15 protein-coding genes and 1 pseudogene are annotated in these 20,266 nt (G+C 44.0%); 1 reads left to right on the forward strand and 15 read right to left on the reverse strand.

What is annotated here, in order from left to right; translation table 11 throughout:
- Positions 1–63: 63 nt before the first annotated feature.
- The 9 genes from ruvB to purD all read right to left on the reverse strand — a co-directional run bounded on the left by ruvB (position 64) and on the right by purD (position 9,039).
- Positions 64–1,065: a Holliday junction branch migration DNA helicase RuvB gene (gene ruvB / locus STRDD13_RS07890; protein ID WP_067103742.1), complete on the reverse strand. Its 1,002-nt coding sequence runs from the start codon at positions 1,063–1,065 to the stop codon at positions 64–66.
- 255 nt (positions 1,066–1,320) lie between these two features.
- The gene (gene purB / locus STRDD13_RS07895; protein WP_067103743.1) at positions 1,321–2,619 is read right to left on the reverse strand and encodes an adenylosuccinate lyase; all 1,299 of its coding nucleotides are present in this window, start codon (positions 2,617–2,619) and stop codon (positions 1,321–1,323) included.
- 235 nt (positions 2,620–2,854) lie between these two features.
- Positions 2,855–3,094, reverse strand: a complete 240-nt coding sequence (locus tag STRDD13_RS07900) for a hypothetical protein (RefSeq protein ID WP_067103745.1) — start codon at positions 3,092–3,094, stop codon at positions 2,855–2,857.
- Positions 3,075–4,628, reverse strand: coding sequence for a DUF262 domain-containing protein (locus STRDD13_RS07905; RefSeq protein ID WP_067103747.1), 1,554 nt, complete (start codon positions 4,626–4,628; stop codon positions 3,075–3,077). The genes STRDD13_RS07900 and STRDD13_RS07905 overlap by 20 nt, the downstream gene beginning before the upstream one ends.
- 38 nt (positions 4,629–4,666) lie before the next feature.
- On the reverse strand, positions 4,667–4,900 hold the full coding sequence (locus STRDD13_RS07910; protein ID WP_067103748.1) for a phosphoribosylaminoimidazole carboxylase: 234 nt from the start codon (positions 4,898–4,900) through the stop codon (positions 4,667–4,669).
- A gap of 9 nt (positions 4,901–4,909) precedes the next feature.
- Positions 4,910–5,860, reverse strand: a complete 951-nt coding sequence (locus STRDD13_RS07915; protein ID WP_067103750.1) for a ketopantoate reductase family protein — start codon at positions 5,858–5,860, stop codon at positions 4,910–4,912.
- On the reverse strand, positions 5,861–6,952 hold the full coding sequence (gene purK / locus STRDD13_RS07920) for a 5-(carboxyamino)imidazole ribonucleotide synthase (protein WP_067103752.1): 1,092 nt from the start codon (positions 6,950–6,952) through the stop codon (positions 5,861–5,863).
- Complete coding sequence (purE, locus tag STRDD13_RS07925; RefSeq protein WP_067103753.1) at positions 6,939–7,427, reverse strand: 5-(carboxyamino)imidazole ribonucleotide mutase; 489 nt, start codon at positions 7,425–7,427, stop codon at positions 6,939–6,941. Before purE ends, purK begins: the two co-directional genes overlap by 14 nt.
- A gap of 349 nt (positions 7,428–7,776) precedes the next feature.
- Entirely contained in the window at positions 7,777–9,039 is a 1,263-nt protein-coding gene (purD, locus tag STRDD13_RS07930) for a phosphoribosylamine--glycine ligase (protein ID WP_067103756.1), read from the reverse strand.
- Between the two features lie 303 nt (positions 9,040–9,342).
- Between purD and STRDD13_RS07935 the strand changes: the two genes are divergently transcribed.
- Positions 9,343–10,122: a CHAP domain-containing protein gene (locus STRDD13_RS07935; protein ID WP_443031073.1), complete on the forward strand. Its 780-nt coding sequence runs from the start codon at positions 9,343–9,345 to the stop codon at positions 10,120–10,122.
- A 157-nt stretch (positions 10,123–10,279) separates the two neighbouring features.
- Here the strand turns inward: STRDD13_RS07935 and purH are convergent, their stop codons facing one another.
- The 6 genes and pseudogenes from purH to purC all read right to left on the reverse strand — a co-directional run bounded on the left by purH (position 10,280) and on the right by purC (position 20,224).
- Entirely contained in the window at positions 10,280–11,827 is a 1,548-nt protein-coding gene (purH, locus tag STRDD13_RS07940; protein WP_067103760.1) for a bifunctional phosphoribosylaminoimidazolecarboxamide formyltransferase/IMP cyclohydrolase, read from the reverse strand.
- A gap of 308 nt (positions 11,828–12,135) precedes the next feature.
- Positions 12,136–12,681 (reverse strand): annotated as a pseudogene (purN, locus tag STRDD13_RS07945) (phosphoribosylglycinamide formyltransferase); the annotation flags it as partial.
- A 184-nt stretch (positions 12,682–12,865) separates the two neighbouring features.
- The gene (gene purM / locus STRDD13_RS07950) at positions 12,866–13,888 is read right to left on the reverse strand and encodes a phosphoribosylformylglycinamidine cyclo-ligase (protein ID WP_067103762.1); all 1,023 of its coding nucleotides are present in this window, start codon (positions 13,886–13,888) and stop codon (positions 12,866–12,868) included.
- A 244-nt stretch (positions 13,889–14,132) separates the two neighbouring features.
- Positions 14,133–15,572 (reverse strand): amidophosphoribosyltransferase, encoded by a 1,440-nt coding sequence (gene purF / locus STRDD13_RS07955; RefSeq protein ID WP_067103764.1) that lies wholly within the window; start codon positions 15,570–15,572, stop codon positions 14,133–14,135.
- Positions 15,573–15,727: 155 nt separating this feature from the next.
- Positions 15,728–19,453, reverse strand: a complete 3,726-nt coding sequence (locus tag STRDD13_RS07960; RefSeq protein ID WP_067103766.1) for a phosphoribosylformylglycinamidine synthase — start codon at positions 19,451–19,453, stop codon at positions 15,728–15,730.
- 63 nt (positions 19,454–19,516) lie between these two features.
- Positions 19,517–20,224, reverse strand: coding sequence for a phosphoribosylaminoimidazolesuccinocarboxamide synthase (gene purC, locus STRDD13_RS07965; protein ID WP_067103782.1), 708 nt, complete (start codon positions 20,222–20,224; stop codon positions 19,517–19,519).
- Positions 20,225–20,266 lie beyond the last annotated feature (42 nt).

Raw genomic sequence — 20,266 nt, forward strand, 5'->3', positions numbered from 1 at the left:
CCTTTTCAGCTTTACTACCAGGGAGATGTCATAAATAAGTTTTTTTGATATTCAGAATATTGTTTATTTATTCTGATAAGGCAATCCCAGATGCTGATAAGCTTTCTCTGTCGCTACTCGCCCAGACCGCGTCCGAAGGATAAAGCCCTTTTGAATCAGATAGGGTTCGTACATATCCTCTACCGTTTCTCGCTCTTCAGAGATATTGACTGAAAGGGTGGCTAGGCCAACCGGACCACCACCATATAGCTCAATCATGGTCCGCAATATTTTTTGATCCACGTAATCGAGTCCTTCTTTGTCCACATCTAACATGGTTAGCGCTCGACCTGTGATCTGATCGTCGATTATTCCATCTCCAATAATCTGTGCAAAGTCCCGAACACGCTTCAATAATCGATTCGCAATACGAGGGGTTCCTCTAGACCTTCTCGCCAGCTCAAAAGCCGCTTCTTCTGTAATCTCTATTTCAAAGATATCCGCCGTTCGAAGGACGATTTCTGCCAAATCCTCTATCTCGTAATACTCCATGTGACCTGTGATCCCAAAACGAGCCCGCAAGGGGTTGGACAACATCCCGGCTCGGGTCGTCGCGCCAATCAAGGTAAAGGGAGGCAATTCTAAATGAACTGCTCGAGAAGCCTCTCCGGTCCCGATCATGATGTCAATATAGAAATCCTCCATCGCACTATACAAAACCTCCTCGATGGCCATCGGCATCCGGTGGATTTCATCAATAAAAAGGACATCTCCAGGTTCTAGATCATTTAAAATAGCTACAAGGTCTCCAGGTTTTTCAATGGCAGGACCAGATGTCTGCTTGAGATGAACCCCGAGCTCATTCGCGATAACAAAAGCCATGGTAGTTTTTCCTAGACCAGGCGGCCCAAACAAGAGCGTATGATCCATCGCTTCATCACGCAATTTAGCGGCTTCGATAAAAATTTTTAATTGATCTTTCACCTTATCTTGACCGATATACTCATCTAAGCGTTGGGGACGAAGCGTCCGCTCCACCATCTCCTCATCACCTAGTAGTTGGCTATCTAACATTCTTGAACTCATAGGATTATTTTACCATAAATTACACGAAACAAAACAATGAAAAAGAGAGTGGGACAGAAATCGGTCGTTCGTTAGAATTCGATTTGGTCGCCCCTCTTCCGCACAGTTGAGTCGGGCTGTAAAAGCGGATGAAATCAGCCTAGTAGAGCCCACTCAGCCACTGCGTCTTGCAGTTAGTCTTATCAAACATCAAAGGCTGGACAGTTTTTGCCCAGCCTCTTTCGTCTATTTTTCAAATTCCCTTTTTCATTACGATTAGTCACCCAAACCGATGCGTTCGAAGATTTCGTCGACCCGTTTGGTGTAGTAAACTGGGTTGAAGATTTCGTCGATTTCTTCTTGCGTGAGACGAGAAGTTACTTCTGGATCGGCTTCAAGAAGCGGTTTGAAGTCCACTTGGTTGTCCCAAGACTCAGCAGTCTTTGGTTGCACAAGGTCGTAAGCTTGCTCACGGGTCATCCCTTTTTCAATCAAGGTCAACATAGCTCGTTGGCTGAAGATCAAACCAAAAGTAGAGTTCATGTTGCGGATCATGTTTTCTGGGAAGACTGTCAAGTTCTTAACGATGTTTCCAAAACGATTGAGCATGTAGTCAATCAAGATGGTCGTATCTGGTGTGATAATCCGCTCAGCTGATGAATGGGAAATATCACGCTCATGCCAAAGAGCGACGTTTTCGTAGGCTGTCACCATGTGACCACGGATGACACGCGCCAGACCGGTCATGTTTTCAGAACCGATAGGGTTGCGTTTGTGAGGCATGGCTGAAGACCCTTTTTGCCCTTTAGCAAAGAACTCTTCCACTTCCCGTTGTTCTGATTTTTGAAGACCACGGATCTCAGTCGCCATCCGCTCGATAGAAGTTGCGATGCTCGCAAGAACTGCAAAGTACTCCGCATGAAGATCACGAGGAAGGACCTGTGTAGAGATTTCTTGAGCACGGATACCCAATTTATCGCAGACGTATTTTTCAACGAATGGTGGGATGTTGGCAAAGTTCCCAACCGCACCAGAAATCTTACCAGCTTCCACACCAGCAGCTGCGTGCTCGAAACGCTCGATGTTGCGTTTCATTTCGCTGTACCAAGTCGCTAATTTCAAACCAAAAGTAGTCGGCTCAGCGTGCACACCGTGGGTACGCCCCATCATGATCGTGAACTTGTGTTCACGCGCTTTGTCCGCAATGATGTTGAGGAAGTTTTCAAGGTCTTTGCGGATGATGTCGTTGGCTTGTTTGTAGAGGTACCCATAGGCCGTATCGACAACGTCAGTAGAAGTCAAACCATAGTGAACCCACTTACGTTCTTCACCAAGTGTCTCAGAAACCGCACGTGTGAAGGCCACCACATCGTGACGAGTCTCCTGCTCGATTTCCAAAATCCGGTCGATGTCAAAGTCCGCCTTTTCACGAATCAAAGCCACATCTTCCTTAGGGATTTCCCCCAACTCAGCCCATGCCTCGTCAGCCAAGATTTCCACCTCAAGCCAAGCACGGTATTTGTTTTCTTCAGTCCAAATGTTCGCCATCTCAGGGCGAGAGTAACGTTCGATCATTGTTTATGATACCAAGGACGACCAGAAAGCGACTGAAGTTTAGGAACCCAACGCAGGATGTTTACGTCCAAGTCCAAGGCGGGTTATCTATATTCAAAGCTTTCCATCAGGGTTCAAATTATTGGAACCTGGCGTCCTTTCCTTTCTAGTTTTCATTTTTCTAGTTTAAATTTTAAGGAAGTCCGTAGCCCGTATTTTTCTACAAAAGTATACTGTTCCTTCATTTCTTATTTAATTATTTAAATTTTTTAAATAATTTACGTATTTCACTGGTAGGAATCTCTACAACATCAGTAAACTCTCTCTCATAATATTTTGAATCGTATTGGACCGGTTCATCAAAATCTGTTTCAAATACAATTAATTGCCGTCCGTATAGTAAGGGAGTTCTCATGTTTTCAAGTATATGTTTTTTATAGTCTTCTTCAATTAATTTTGAATTTTTTATTTTTCTTTTATTTTTTTGTATAAACATCTACTGAACAGCCTGACATGTTCACCTCATGATCGATCCCTATTACAGGAAAATCTCCCTCAAGCATAAAACTATCTAAATCAAAAGTATCTGTGTATTTTTTAGCGTCTTTTTCACAATCTGCAATACCAACTATCACATATCCTTTTTTATTTGGGCTAACATTGTTAATAGCTGTCAAAGTTTTCAATATCTTATTAAGATTATCTATACTAAACGTTTTAGTTTGAAGATTATAAAAACCTATTTTAAAATCGTACAAGGTTTGCTCTGTTCTGGACTTATTTATAATCGTAACTGTTTGCCTCGTCCAGTCATCAATTGCTGGATCGCTTATTGCAGTAGCTTCAAAATTTGACTCTATAATACCATAGATTGATTTATAGGTTGATTCCATTTGGTTTTTAGGAATCTTATTTGCCAATTGAGAGTAGGATTTTAGGGACTTATACAACCCATAAGCATCATATTTATTTTTTGACTCTAAAACCATCAACCTATGAATAGTCAAGAATACCATTTCAAATTGAATCCCAATATCAGAAATTCCTTTGGGTGCTTTAATTATATCTCTGAAAGAAGATTTTGATGCAGCAAGCATCTCGTCAATACATGAAAGTACTCTTTCAAAGTGTTCTATGACTTTTTCTAAACCAATTCTATCAATACTTACTTGAATTTTATTTACTTCCTCTGGAATATCATCTGCTAATGGGTTTTTATTATATCCATAATACTTATTTAAAATGTTTGAATTAAACACCGGCCGCTCTGAATCTGACAACATATTTACAAGAATCATTGCAATAACTTCTTCATCTCTAGATTGTCTTAAATCAAAGCTATTAAAGATTTTATTTCGTATCCAAAAAGTATTATTAATTGTAATCGAATACGGTAAACGGTGGTTACTTAAACTAATTTTTGACATATCATTCAGTTTTAGAATAGATTCTGAATCATCTCCTCTAATTCTCTGAGATAGCCTTCTAACTAATTCAGCAAAATGTGTATTAACACCCACTTGTCTCAACTCTTGATTCGATAAATGACGACCAGTAGAGTTTATTCTTTTAAATACCTCCTCAATCTCATCATTTTCCAAACTAAACATAGATACAGGTAATGGGTAGTTGGCAATATTTCTACATACCTCTGAATCCAATATACCTGGATGACCGGCATTTTTTTGCTTAATTTTCTTTTTTTCTAACAAGGAAATAGTATCAGGCATTGTTTTTAGATTAAAGTATCCATCTTTTAACTCATATTTTTGTTCAATTAAGGAACATATTGCATCTAGTCGTTGCATGCCATCAATTATTTCATAATTTCCATCTTTATCAACAGCGAACAAAAACAGCGGAACTGGATACCCATGAGAAATTGTATCTATAAAGTTTCGCTTTTCTTCAATTGTCCAACACAATTTCCTTTGATACTGTCTATTTACTACTAATTTTTTTGAAATATATAGATTAAATATCTGACTTACAGTCATTGGCTTAATTGATAGCTCTGTATTATGTTTCATATTTTCACCATATCCTTAATTTATCCGAGTAACTCTTTTTAAATATATTCAAATTCTTCTTTCCCAATCCACACAGATGGGTAGTGATCCAGTGTATTCAAATCCGTATCCAGAGGCAGATCATAGATGGCTAAATAGTTTTCAGGATATCGTGCAACTAGCTCTTCATACTTAGCTTTCACTTTTTCGTGGTCGCTACTCGCATACAAGACTTCGACGACTGCTCCCGTCTTTTCTTTTTCAATAAATGCGTTGACAATGAGTTTAATCATAAAAACCTCCTAAATCGAAATGCCCTTCATATTTGCTTCCAGAATAGGTATCTTCACACCTAACTCCTGACCAGTCTGATAAACACTTTGACAACAATAGAAGATGTCCTGTTTATCATTGTGCAAGGTCATAATTTTGCGGGTCAGCTCATTTTTCGCAAACATGACTTTCATGGCCTTGCCGGCTATCCAAGCAGGAATTTTGTATGGCAATAGTTCTGCTTTGTAAAGCTTCAAATTCACGCCACGCGCTTCTACGACTTTCAAAGCTTCTCGAATGGCCTTGATAGCCAATGACAATTCCGATGAACTATTCATCAAGTTCAGAGCCAATTCTTCTGGGTTTTCCAAATTTCCTGAGCGAGCAGCTGTCGAAGTGACACCCGCATTAATCGCCATATGAATCCAAATCCACTCGACCATATCATAAGGTACTTCCCACTTCAAATCTGCAGAAGTCAATAAATCCGTCAGATCCTCATAGTTAGAAATGTGTGTTTTTTGCTCACCTTCTAGCATTAAATGGTCGAACAAAACACCATCCAAATGGTCCTCCTGCATGTGACCTCCAGCTGTTGGAAAAGCTAAAATATGGTCATAATCTCCTGCCCACTCTTGGACCTCTTTTCGAGTATCCCAGAAATTACAGAAGAAAACAAGGGTGCCTTTGATATTATTTTTTCGCAAGGTTTCCACAGCTTCTTTGACAAGCCCATGACGCACACTCAGAAAAATAAAATCATATTCCGAATCAGCTTCCGCCACATGAACCTCATAGGTATCATGCTTGTTCTCACCCTTGGAATGATAGCGACCATCTAGTAGATCAACCGACAACTCCTTCGGAGCTGTGCTTTTCTTACTCTCTCTCAATACGTGCTTTACTTGATGGCCTGCTTTTTGAAAGGCGTAGGCATAAGTAGTCCCGATGACTCCAAGTCCTAGAATCGCTATTTTCACTTAAAAATCAATCCCTTTCCCAAACTCTTCAACCTCATCCGGCGTATCACTAAACAAGGTTACATGCCCCATCTTGCGGTTGTGCTTCGCTTCTAGTTTACCATATAAGTGGAGGTGGGCGCTTGGATTTTCTGCGACATATGCTTCAGCAGCCTCGACATGTTGGCCGAGAACATTGAGCATGACAGCTGGCGCATGGAGGTGGATGGCTGGGAGTGGGGCTCCGAGAACACCCAAGATATGGGTGTCAAACTGTGAAAAGTCGCAGGCTTCAATCGAGTAGTGCCCAGAGTTGTGTGGTCGTGGTGCGATTTCATTGACGATGATGTCATCAGCAGTCGCAAACATTTCCACACAAAGCGTTCCAGACAAGTTGAGTTGCTCCGCGATTTTCACAGCCATGACTTTAGCTTTTTCAGCTAGACGATCAGAAATGCGAGCGGGCACGATAGTTTTTGAAAGAATGTTGTTGCGGTGGATATTTTCCTGAACGGGGAAAACTGTCACATCCTTGCCGTTCCCAGACACGATGACTGAAATTTCAAGGTCAAAGTTGACGAACTCTTCTAAGACACACTCGGCTGAATTAGCAAGGGAATTTGCCTCTTCCAAATCTGCTTCTGAGCGAATGACCTTTTGCCCATGCCCATCGTAGCCACCCGTCGCAGTCTTGAGGACATAGTATTTAGAAAGGTCAATATCTGCCAAATCTTGACTTGAAGTCACAACCTTGTAGGGTGCCACAGTGACTTGTGCCTTGTTGGAGAGGAAGTCCTTCTCAAAGATGCGATTTTGAGAAATGCGGAGCAGGTCGGTTCCTTGTGGGAGCTGACCTTCTTTGACAACAGCATCCAAACCGTCCGCATCGACATTTTCAAACTCATAAGTGAGAACATCACAGCGATCTGCCAACTGACGAAGAGCCTCTACGTCGTCGTAAGGGGCCACGATGATTTCCGCCACACGGGAGGCTGGGCAATCCGCTGCTGGGTCCAAGGCGATAACCTTGTGCCCCATGTAGATAGCTGAGATCGCCATCATCTGACCCAGCTGGCCACCACCAATGATGCCAATGGTTTTAGTTGAGCTCATTTGTAGACTCCTCTGCGATTTTTCCTTGTTCTTCTGCGAAATCCGCTAACGCTGTCGCAATAGCCTGGTCCTCTACTGAAAGAAGACGGAGGGCAAAGAGGGCTGCGTTAGTCGCACCTGCTTCACCGATCGCCATGGTTGCGACTGGTACCCCACCTGGCATCTGAACGATGGAATAAAGTGAATCCACACCGCTAAGAGCACGAGACTTGACGGGTACCCCGATGACTGGAAGGGTCGTTTTAGCAGCAACCATCCCTGGCAAGTGAGCTGCGCCACCCGCACCTGCGATGATGACCTTGATGCCACGGCTACGTGCTTCTTCTGCATGTCTGAACATGAGGTCAGGCGTCCGGTGCGCGGAAATAACTTTCTTTTCGTAAGCGACGCCGAAGTTGTCGAGGACTTCAGCGGTTTTTTGCATGGTTGCCCAGTCGGATTTTGAGCCCATGATGATGGAAATTACTGGTTTCATTTTTTCTCCTTTTTCTTCCTTTTTTGACAATCACCTTAGGTTGTGAGGGACGGCAGCAGCCACCAAAGGTGTCTCATGCCTAAATCGGAAGCCTTAAGTCTTCCGATTTCCCTAAACGATTGGCTTATTAGCCAATCGTTTTTTCACAACAGTGGTGATTGTCGCTCATTAGCTCGCTAACGCTCGCAAATCAAGCGACCATTATCAGATTGGCGACTTCGTCGCCTAAAATAGCATTGATATTCGAAAACTCGAAGAAAATCATAGAGTGACAAGGCAAAGCGACGAAGATAGAACTAAAGTTCATCAAGGAGCTTTAACACAGTCAATCGAAGGTTTTCGAAGAGTTTTATTTGTTAGCCTTGCTACCGATATCCTTTCGGTAGAAGAGGCCTTCTGTGTTTTGGTTGTTGAGTTCCTTGTAGATGATGTTTTGGCCATCTTTGACGGTGTCGGCTGTGGTGACCAGCATGTAGACGCGTCCGCCGTTTGAGAGGAGGTCTTGGCCATTTTCAGCGAATTTAGCACCGGCATAGTAGGTGATGATGTCACCATCCGTTTTGGCTGGAAGTTTGACACCCTTCTCATAAGCGAGCGGGTAACCGTTTGAGGCTACAACCACCCCAAGCGTCACACCCTTGTCCGTCCAAGTGATGGCTGGTTCTTTGCCATCTAAAATGTCTGTAATATTTTGTGCAAAGTCAGAGGTCAAGCGTGGCAAGATGATTTGCGTTTCAGGGTCGCCAAAGCGAGCGTTAAACTCGATGACTTTAGGGCCATCAGCTGTCAAGATAAGCCCCGCATAAAGGACACCCGTGTAAGGACGGCCTTCCTTGATCATGCCCTCAAGGACTGGCTTGACAATAGTGTCAACCGCTGTGTCCACCACGCTCTGTGGCAAGTGTGGCACTGGTGCATAAGCACCCATCCCACCGGTGTTTGGTCCCTTGTCGCCATCATAGGCCCGTTTGTGGTCCTGAGCCGTTGGCATGATGTAGAACTTGTCGCCATTGACAAAGGCAAAGAGAGAGAATTCTTCCCCATCCAGGAATTCCTCGATGACCACACGCGCACCTGAATCACCGAATTTATTGTCCAACAGCATCTCATGAGCAGCTTCGACCGCCTGCTCAACAGTTTCTGCTACGACAACCCCTTTCCCAAGAGCCAAGCCGTCTGCCTTGACAACGATGGGAGCGCCTTTTTCTTCAATGTAGGCCTTGGCCTCCTCAAAATCTGAAAAGGTTCCATAGGCTGCTGTCGGAACATCATATTTGACCATGATTTCCTTAGCAAAATCCTTAGACCACTCCAACTCAGAAGCCGCCTGTGTCGGACCAAAGGCTTTGAGTCCAGCCGCATTGAAATCATCCACAATACCAGCTGCTAGCGCATCATCTGGTCCGACAAAGGTCCACGCAAGCTCGTGGGCTTTTGCAAAGTCAATCAGCTTAGAATGTTCGGAAATTCCGATGTTGATCAAATCCAGACCATCTAATCGCATCCCGTCATTCCCAGGAGCCACAAAAACCTGCTCAACGCTTTTTGACTCCAACAACTTTTTAGCGATCGCATGCTCACGACCACCAGAACCAACAACCAAAAGTTTCATTTGAAAGATACCTCATTCTCAAATAAGACTGGGCAATTGCCCAATAACGACGCTTTTAGAAAACAAGTGTTTTCACGAATTATATATACCTAGTATAACATATTTGTTCGGAGATATGAAAGGATATTCTAGTTTGAAATCAAAAAAAGAGCCCCTAATGCACTACTCTTCAACAGATAAATATCCTTCTATTGTCCGTTTCTTTACCTCCTTTTTATCGAATTAATAAAGAGGAGGTGATATATGATAAAAAATTTGAGAAGTATTTTTCTAGTATTTCTAACCACAGGCATCGCTTGCTGGATGGGCCTTGTCCACACTCGTCCTGCTGACGCTCAAGTGATTGGCGATGATTACCCAAAAGAGTGGAAAACGGGAGGAAACGGAGTCGATCCTTGGAATATGTATTGGCGTCAGTGTACGTCTTTTGTAGCTTGGAGACTAAGTCATACAAATGGGTTTAGCCTGCCTTACGGTTATGGTAATGCGATTACTTGGGGAAGATACGCTACATCAAATGGGTATCTCGTGGATAAAAATCCTGCGGTCGGTGCTGTAGCTTGGTTTACAGCAGAAATTCCTGGTGTGAGCCCTCTTGGCCATGTTTCTTGGGTTGCCGATGTCAAAGGAGACTACGTGACACTGGAAGAGTACAACTATAATGCAGGCCAAGGTCCCGAAAAGTATTATTCCCGAACCATTCACAAAAGCCAAGTTAGTGGCTTTATTCATTTTAAAGATCTAGGCACTAAGCAAGAAATAAAAAGTCTTGCCTTAAAGGTTGGTGATACCGTATCCTTTACGAAGAGCTTCCAAGTGACATCTTATTCCGGATCCTATATAGCTAGCACAACACTAGCAGGAGGTACCCCCACTAGTCTCAACCTCATCGACCCTGGTCCCGTCTTTGAATCAACAGCAACAGGACAACGAAGCGGAGATCAAGTCCTCTATCCCGGAGAGTACTTCACAATACCAGGTCAGTTTAAAATACTAGCCATCGATCCTCCAACAAACGGGATCTTACTAAAAATCGGAAACCGAAACAGCTGGGTGACAGCTTCCGTTCTCAAAAAAGGATAAAAGAATAGAATAAAGTCCCCCTCAAACGTAAAAAGCGAACAAACTTAGTTTTCTGACGTCCAGAATTCGAGCTTGTTCGCTTTTCGTTTATCTATACATTTAAGAGTTTTGATCAATGAGATTTTCTAAAAGTAACATTTTTTGTCCCAATCTCTTCTTAGTGTCTAAAATGCCGTACACCCGTGAAAATCATGGTCAAGCCATACTTGTCTGCCGCTTCGATAGACTCTTGGTCCCGCACGGAGCCACCTGGTTGGATGATGGCTTTGATCCCTGCCTTAGCGATTTCTTCTACGTTATCCGCAAATGGGAAGAAGGCATCGGAAGCAAGGACAGCCCCGTCCAAACGGTCTTTGGCTTGGTCAATGGCGATGCGGACTGAAGCCACACGGTTGGTTTGACCAGGCCCGACACCAAGTGTCATGTGGTCGTTGGTCACAATGATCCCGTTTGATTTGACGTACTTGATGGCTTTCCAAGCAAACTCAAGGGCTGTCGCTTCTGTCTCTGTTGGTTGGCGTTTGGTCACCACTTGCCAGTCAGCTGGGCTTTCTTTGACCACGTCTTGGTTTTGAACCAGAAGACCACCAACAACACCCGTGTATTCTGCTTCCACTTCGCTGGCCTCTTGCGCGTCAAATGGCAAGGCTAGGATGCGCAAGTTTTTCTTCTTGGTTGTCAAGATTTCAAGCGCTTGGTCCGTGTAGCTTGGTGCGATGATGATTTCGAGGAAAACCCCGTGCATCTTCTTAGCTGTCGAAGCATCTACCTCACGGTTGAGAACCACAATTCCACCAAAAATGGAGACTGGGTCAGATTCATAAGCATAGTCCCAAGCCGTTTCGATATCGTCGGCTTGACCAATTCCACATGGGTTCATGTGTTTCAAAGCCACAACTGTTGGATGGTCTTTGAAGTCACGGATGATTCGGATAGCCGCATCCGCATCACGGATGTTGTTGAAGGACAATTCTTTTCCGTTCAACTGTTTAGCTGCCGCGATGGAGTAGTCCGTTGGCAAGGCTTTTTGGTAGAAGTCTGCATCTTGTTGCGGATTTTCCCCATAGCGCATAGGTTGCTTGAGGTCATAGGTCAAAGTGAGCTTTTCAGGTTTTTCTTCACCCACTTGAGCAGTGAAGTATTCTGCGATCAAAGCATCATAGGCTGCTGTGTGACGGAAGACTTTCGCTGCCAAACGTTGGCGAGTTTCGTAACTTGTTTCACCGTTTGCTGACAATTCCTCAAGTACCACAGCATAGTCAGCAGGGTCTACCACAACTGTCACGCTAGCGTGGTTCTTCGCTGCAGAACGAAGCATGGATGGCCCACCGATATCGATATTCTCCACCGCATCCGCATAGGTCACGTCTGGTTTGAGGATGGTTTCCTTGAAGGGGTAAAGGTTTACCACAACAAGGTCGATCAATTCGATATTATTGTCCTTAGCAGCCTCTAGGTGACTATCGAGATCACGACGAGCGAGGAGACCTCCGTGGATATTGGGGTGAAGGGTCTTGACACGGCCGTCCATCATTTCTGGAAAACCAGTCACATCATCGATGGCAATGGTGTCCACCCCAGCCTTGTCAAGGGCAACCTTGGTCCCACCTGTCGAGATAATGTCCCAACCGAGTTTTTTGAGTTCTTGGGCAAATTCAAGAATGCCCGCTTTGTCTGAAACACTAATCAGTGCGCGTTTAGTCATAATGAAGATACCAAGTCCGACAAGAAAGAGAATGAAAAAAGGAAATGAAACATAGACAATCGCGTCTAAGATTTATTTTCCTATTTTTCAAGCTTTCCTGACGGCTTTAATTCCTTTCGTTTTTTAAATTAGCTAGGTCTATTCCATTTCTTTCTGATGAGGTGAATAGAAACAATCACTACAACTCCCAGAACAATTGTCAATAAAAACCGTGCCCAATAGGGAAAATCCGGAACAGTATGACTGACAAGGATTCTTAACAGGATTACCAAGATAGCTAGTGCTAGCCATTCTAGCCATTTTTTCATTTTTCTCTCTACTCCTAAACTATCCAACACCTCTGGATACAACTTGTACTCTGCTTCATGGATACGGGTTTCAAAGGTATCGAGGGTATCATCAGCCAGTCGTGGGACGCGGACTTGTTTGATGACCTTACCGGTATCCACTCCGGAGTCCACCCAGTGAATGGTCACGCCAGATTGGGCAACACCTGCCTCCCAAGCGTCCTCAATGCCGTGGGCACCTGGAAACTCTGGGAGATAGGCCGGGTGAATATTGATGATACGACCCTCATAAGCTGCTAGCAAGGTCGGGCCGACAATTTTCATATAACCGGCCAAACAAACCAAGTCGATTTGGTGCTCATCCAAGAGTTTGACGATGGCTTCTTCATAGGCGGCTTTATTGTCAAATTCCTTGAGTTCAAAGGCATGGCTAGCCACACCAAGATTTTCAGCACGTTCAAGCACATAGGCATCACGATGGTCTGAAAAGACAAATTCTACTGGAAATTGTTCCGCAATCACTTGGAAGTTGGAGCCGTTGCCAGAAGCAAAAACAGCGATTTTCATATTCGATACAAAGGGACGTTTCGGCTAGCCGAACAGTTTCGTAGAAAAATAGGAAATCATTGCTGGGTGCTTGCACACAAAATGATTTCTCTTTTTTCCTAGAAAATGAGTCCCGTGTTCAGTTAGGCTTGCTAACTAAACACTCCTTTCTACAATTTCTCCGTATAAAATGGTGATAGCACCATTATTTAATCACTACACTTGCGCCATCTTTTTTCACTATCCGACCGATTTCATAGACAGGTTCATCCAGCAAGGCTTTGACGCGTTCCACATGTTCAGGTTTCACTGCCAGTACGAGTCCAATCCCCATGTTGAAAATTTCAAACATTTCTTCATGTTTGATTTCCCCATATTTTTCAAGGGCTTTGAAAATAGGAAGAACAGGTACTTGGCTTTCGTCGATTTCAGCAGCCAAGTCATCTGCAAACATACGAGGAATGTTTTCGATAAAACCACCACCAGTGATATGGGCAATCCCATTAACCAACTCTTCCTTGATAAGTGGCAAGACAGCCTTGACATAGATACGCGTTGGTTCCAGGAGAACTTCCTTGAGCTTTTTGCCTTCCAGTTCTGGGAGAACTTCTTCCCCTGTGTAGTCAGCAAAGACACGACGAACAAGGGAGTACCCATTGGAGTGAATCCCGCTGGAAGCCAATCCAAGAAGGACATCGTCTTCGGCTACTTTTGAACCGTCGATGATTTGAGATTTTTCTGCAACACCGACTGCAAAGCCAGCCAAGTCATAGTCGTCTTCACCGTACATACCAGGCATTTCAGCTGTTTCCCCACCGATAAGGGCTGCACCAGCCTGCACACAGCCTTCTGCCACACCAGCAACCACTTGTTCTAGTTTAGCTGGTTCATTTTTACCAGTTGCGACGTAGTCAAGGAAGTAAAGGGGCTCCGCACCTGCAGCAATGATGTCGTTAACACACATGGCCACACAGTCCTGACCGATGGTGTCGTGTTTGTCATACTTGATGGCCAACATGAGCTTGGTCCCAACACCATCTGTTCCTGAAATCAAAACAGGCTCTTTGACACCTGTTTTTGACAGGTCAAACATCCCACCGAAGCCACCAAGAGCTCCCATAACACCGGCACGCTCCGTACGCGCCACGTGTTTTTTGATCCGTTCAACCACTTCATAACCCGCTTCAACATCCACACCCGATTGAGCGTATGCATTTTTATTTGTCATTTTTTAATCCTTTTCTTTTTTGAGAAAGAGTGCGACGTATTTTTAGATAAACCATCTTTTTATCTAAAAATACTAGTCAGGTCTCTAGCTTTGGTCCCATAGGACAAAGCGTCTACTGACAAATGCTTTAGCTTTTAGTCAGTAGTGAGACGTGGAGCGTATGCATTTTTATTTGTCATTTGTTTATTCCTTTTTCTCTTCCTAAATCCTACTGATGATGGATCAGATTCACTTGTAAACATTCCTAATAAAAGGAGGTCTGCTCATTCAAGCTTTCCAAATAGCGTTCTTCGTAGTCATACAATGGCGTTGGGTATTTGCCATCAAAGTAAGCCACACAAAGACCACCGTTTGGTGCATCTGTATCAATTCCAATAGAATCAATCAAGCCATCGATTGACAAGTAGGTCAAGCTATCCGCACCGATAATCTCACAAGTTTCCTCTACTGTATGATTGGCTGCAATTAGCTCTTCGCGGCTCTGAATATCAATTCCGTAGAAACATGGGTAGGCCAGGGCTGGGCTACCGATGGCAACGTGGACCTCAGCCGCACCCGCTTCTCGCAAAAGTTGAACGATCCGGCGTGAGGTGGTGCCACGGACGATGGAGTCGTCAATCATAACCACACGTTTTCCTTTCACGACACCGGATACGGCAGAGAGCTTCATCCGAACCCCTTGCTCCCGCAATTCCTGAGTCGGTTGGATAAAGGTCCGTTGGACATACTGATTCTTGATCAAGCCCATTTCGTTTGGTAAACCGGATTCTTCCGCAAATCCCATAGCTGCACTAAGTGATGAATTAGGCACACCAACGACAATATCTGCCTGGTTCTTAAATTCTCGAGCCAACTGGGCCCCCATCCGCTTGCGAGCCGTATGGACATTGACTCCTTGGATATTGGAGTCGGGACGAGCAAAGTAGATATACTCCATTGAACAAACAGCTAATTGTGTGTCCGTTGTATAGGTATCGTAAGTGATGCCCTTATCATCAATGATCACCACTTCCCCAGGATTTACATCGCGAATCCACTCTGCTCCAACCACTTCAAAAGCACAGGTTTCAGACGAAACCACAATGGCACCGTTGACCATTTTCCCAATCGACAGAGGACGAAAGCCATTTGGATCCAAGGCTGCAATAAGCTTGTCCTCAAGCATGAGGAGGTAAGCAAATCCACCTTTAACAGTGTTTAGGGCTTCTTTGACCTTCCCCATAAAGGAAGGGTTATGACTCCGACGAATCAAGTGGGCCAAAATTTCTGAGTCAGAGGTCGAGCTAAAGATGGCTCCATTGCTTTCCAACTCACGTCTGAGCGTTTCCGCGTTCGTCAAGTTCCCATTATGGGCTAGCCCAAATTGTGTATCATGAAAACGGAAGAGGAAGGGTTGGATATTGTCCACAGACGCTTCACCAGCCGTTGCATAGCGAACATGGCCAATCGCACCTGTCCCTGTCAACTTATCCAAGTTGGCTGGGTTGCGGAAAACTTCTGAGAGCAGTCCCATATCACGATGACGCTTCAATTGCCCCGCATCATTTGAGAGAATTCCTGCTCCCTCTTGACCACGGTGTTGGAGACTGTGAAGTCCGAAATAAGTTAATTTGGCAGCATCCGGGTGACCCCAGATACCAAAAACACCACATTCTTCATTAAGAGATTTAACTTCGTATGTCATTTTTTATACCTTTTATTTTTGATATTTTCCTAATGTTATGCAAACGAAAAACTGCTCCTATCCTCTCATTCCACTAATGTGAACTCAAGTTTGCAAGCTCTTTAGAACTACTGCTACATTGAAAAATATCATTACTGAGTGCGCTTGGCGCTCTATTATTTTCCAGTAAAGTATTGAACCGCTGACGCAAAGAGGAGTTGGTCTTTATTTCCTGGAATATTTTGGAAGAGGCCGTCTTCGAAACGTTCGGAATGACCCATCTTCCCAATGATTTGACCATTCTTACTTGTGATACCTTCGATAGCATTCACAGATCCGTTAGGATTGTATTTTGAATCGATGCTTGGTTTACCTTCGAAGTCCACATATTGGCTAAAGATTTGACCATTGTCACGAAGCTCTGCGAATTCCTCAGCTGTCACGACAAATTTCCCTTCCCCGTGCGATACTGGGATGGCATGGATGTCACCAACTGCTACTCCGGCAAGCCATGGTGAGTTGGTATTGGCAATCCGTGTCTCCACCATCTTGGCCACGTGTTGGTTGGCATCATTATAAAAGAGAGTTGGACTCGTGCTACTTGCATCTTCAAAGTTACCGTATGGAAGAAGACCTGATTTAACAAGGGCTTGGAATCCGTTACAGATACCAATGATCAAACCACCACGCGCGATGAAGGCATCAATGGCTGCACGTACTTTTTCATTGAGCAAGATGTTCACGATAAATTTCGCAGACCCATCTGGTTCATCCGCTGCTGAGAAGCCACCTGCAAAGAAGATGATGTTAGCTTTTTCGATGTTGTCGACCATAGTGTCAACAGACTTGGCAATCGCTTCTTCGTTGAGTGTGACAAATGGCACCAAGTTGACCTTTGCACCTTCTTTTTCAAAGGCCTTAGCGGAATCGTATTCCGAGTTAGTACCTGGGAATACTGGGATGTAAACTACTGGCGTTTCAACGGTTTCTTTGGCCTTGATGACAGCATCTGATGCCACTGCAGGTACTTCTTCCAACTCAGTTGCTTGTACAAATTCAGTTGGGTAAACCTCTTCCAATTTCCCTTGGAAGGCCCTGTCAAGTTTGTGTCCATCAAGCCTTACACCATTGACAACAAGTGTAAAGTCTACGCTTGTTTGTCCAAGCTTGGCAACACCTGAAATCTCTTCCGGAGATGTGAAGACGAATCCACCCAATTGAGCTGTCAAGCTAGTGTCAAGGTCAGCTAATTCAACGTTAGCTCCGATATGGTTCCCAAAGGTAGCAAGGACAAGAGATTCAACGACACCACCATATTTGACAGCTGATGCAGATGTGACTTTATGGTCAGCTTGGATCGCTTCAAATTGAGCAAAGTTAGACTTGATAAGATCGAAGTCAATTTCTTGTGCCAAAGCTTGACCAGGAATGTAGTAAATATTTTCACCCGCAGCTTTGAATTCTGGAGAAAGAACCTTACGGCTATCTGCAGTTGTGACACCAAAAGCAACCAAGGTTGGTGGTACTGTTAATTCTTCAAAGGTTCCAGACATAGAGTCTTTCCCACCGATAGATGGCAAACCAAGTTGAATCTGAGCTTCAATAGAACCAAGAAGAGCAGCTACTGGTTGACCAAAACGCTCTGCTTGTTTATCCATACGCTCGAAGTATTCTTGATAAGAGAAACGAGCCTTAGACCAGTTGCTACCTGTAGCCACCAAACGAGCGGTTGCTTCGATGACGGCATAGGCTGCCCCGTGATAAGGAGACCATTCAGCAATATAAGGGTTAAATCCTTGCGCCATAACAGAAGCAGTTGTTGTCACGCCATGTTGGACTGGCAATTTCTGTACAGAAGCTTCAGTTGGTGTGATTTGGTAGCGACCACCGAGTGGGTGATTGACTGTTGAACGACCAACGGAACTATCAAAGATAGTTTGTAACCCTTTTTGGCTGGCATGGTTCAGGTCAGCCAAGACTTCAAGCGTATCCGCTTCAAGGGTTGCAGCAGATGTTTGACGTTCTTCTGGAAGCTTGACATCCTTGTCAACCACCTTAGCATCGACAACCACACGCACACCGTTTGTATCCAGGAAAGAACGTTCCAAATCAACGATGGTTTCACCATTCCAGTGCATGACAAGATTTGGTTTTTCAGTCACTGTCGCAACGACGACAGCATCAATATTTTCTTTGTGACATGCTGCAACGAAAGCCTCTACATCTTCTGGACGAACGACAACCGCCATCCGTTCTTGAGATTCGGAGATGGCAATTTCTGTCCCGTTCAAACCTTGGTATTTCAATGGCACTTTGTCTAGATCAATTTCAAGACCATCTGCCAATTCACCGATCGCTACACAGACGCCACCAGCACCAAAGTCATTTGATTTCTTGATGAGACGGGTCACATCCCCATTGCGGAAAAGACGTTGAATCTTGCGTTCTTCGATAGCATTCCCTTTTTGAACCTCAGCACCAGCTGTTTCAACAGATTCAACCGTTTGAACTTTAGAAGAACCTGTCGCACCACCGACACCGTCACGTCCCGTTTTCCCACCAAGCAAGATAATCACATCACCTGCTTCAGGTTTCTCACGGACCACATTTTCCTTAGGCGCTGCACCAACAACGGCACCTAGCTCCATCCGTTTGGCCACAAAGCCTGGGTGGAAGTATTCACGAACATAAGTTGTTGCCAAACCAATTTGGTTACCGTATGAAGAATAACCGTGAGCCGCCGTTTTAGAAATCACTTGTTGTGGCAATTTACCAGCACGAGTTTCGGCAATTGGTATTGTAATATCACCAGCACCTGAGATACGCATGGCTTGGTAAACGTAGGAACGCCCTGACAATGGGTCACGAATGGCACCACCGATACAAGTAGCCGCTCCACCAAATGGTTCAATCTCCGTTGGGTGGTTGTGGGTTTCATTCTTGAACATGAGAAGCCATGGTTCTTTGACCCCGTTTACATCCACTTCAATCTCAACTGAGCAGGCATTAATTTCATCAGACACTTCCATGTCATCCAAACGACCATTGGCACGCTCATAACGCCCAAAAATAGTCGCCATATCCATCAAGGTTTGAGGCTTTTCTGTACGTCCCAACTCATCACGCATGGCAATATATTTGTCATAAGTCGCTTGCAATTGTTTTTCAAATTTAGAAGCTGAGAAGTCGATGGTTTTCAACTCAGTTTCGAAAGTTGTGTGACGGCAGTGGTCGGACCAATAAGTATCCAACACCTTCAATTCCGTCTCAGTTGGTACACGTCCAATGGATTTGAAGTAATCTTGAATAAAGAGCAGGTCATCCACTTCCATGGCCATCCCTTGCTCGGCCTTGTAGCGAGCAAAATCTTCTGCCGTATAGCTTTCAAAGAAATCCAAGTTTGGAATGGTCTTGTCAGACTCAGAAAAATCTTGCTTGGCAATGCCAACAGTGATATCTTTGAAACGAGAATCCACTGGGTTGAGCAAGTAGTTTTTAACCGCCTCTAACTCATCTACCGCAATGTCCTTATTAACCAGATACAATTGCGCTGTATTCACTGTTACATCATTTGAACTACCAAGCAAAAGCAAAGCTTCTTGTGAAGAGGCGGCACGTTGGTCAAATTGACCAGGCAAACTTTCGATAGCAAAGAAAGCATACTTCTCAAGATCAGCCTGAACCGCAGCCTCGTCCAAAACAGTATCCGTCACTTGCTCAGAGAAGATGTGTTTTTCCGCACGCGCAAACAAGTCTTCTTGCAAACCAAAGACATCGTAAACCTGAACAATACGAAGATCCTTCAAGGTTCTCAACTGAAGATTATGCTGTAATTCTTTTACTAAAGAGTGAGATTTCACACGAAAATCAGCTTTTTTCTCAACGAAAATACGTTTATCCATTTTATTTCCTTTATCTCTATTCAAACATGCCATTGAAGACGAAGTTTTCCCGTTTCAAAAAGATCACTTCAAACTTTGCAATTTTTCTAAAACAACCTTATAGACATCTGTCAATTCCCCCAGACCCCGACGGAAAACGTCTTTGTCCAGATGTTGGCCATCCGCATCCCAGAGTCGACAGTTATCTGGTGAAAACTCATCTGCCAAGATAATCTTCTCATCCTTGTCAAAACCGAATTCCAGCTTGAAGTCAATCAAACGAAGTCCGATTTGCGCAAACCATTCTTTCAGCAATTCATTGATACGACGCGTTTCTTCCTTGATATAAGCAATTTGCTCATCATTGGCAATCTCCAAAAACTTCACATGCTCATCATTGATAAAGGGATCATCCAGGTCATCATTTTTATAGTAAAATTCGACGATCGGCTGCTCTAAATCAATTCCCTCTTCAACGCCAAACCGTTTTGAGAAAGACCCTGCTGTTACATTCCGAAGAACCACTTCCAATGGGATAATGGTAACTTTTTTATTGAGTTGCTCTGTGTCAGATATCTTTTTAATAAAGTGCGTCGCCACGCCATTGGCATTCAAACGCTCAAAAATCAGAGAAGAAATTGCGTTATTGAGCACACCCTTGCCTACGATTTGCTCCTTTTTCACTCCATTAAATGCAGTTGCCTGGTCCTTGTAAACGGATATAATCGTATCCTTGTCTTCCGTCGTGTAAATGTCTTTTGCTTTTCCTGAATATACCAAAGCTTTTTTCATCATGTCCACCATTCCTTTATTGGATTATATGAATTTATACTT

This window comes from Streptococcus sp. DD13 (assembly GCF_001578875.1).
GTDB lineage: Bacteria > Bacillota > Bacilli > Lactobacillales > Streptococcaceae > Streptococcus.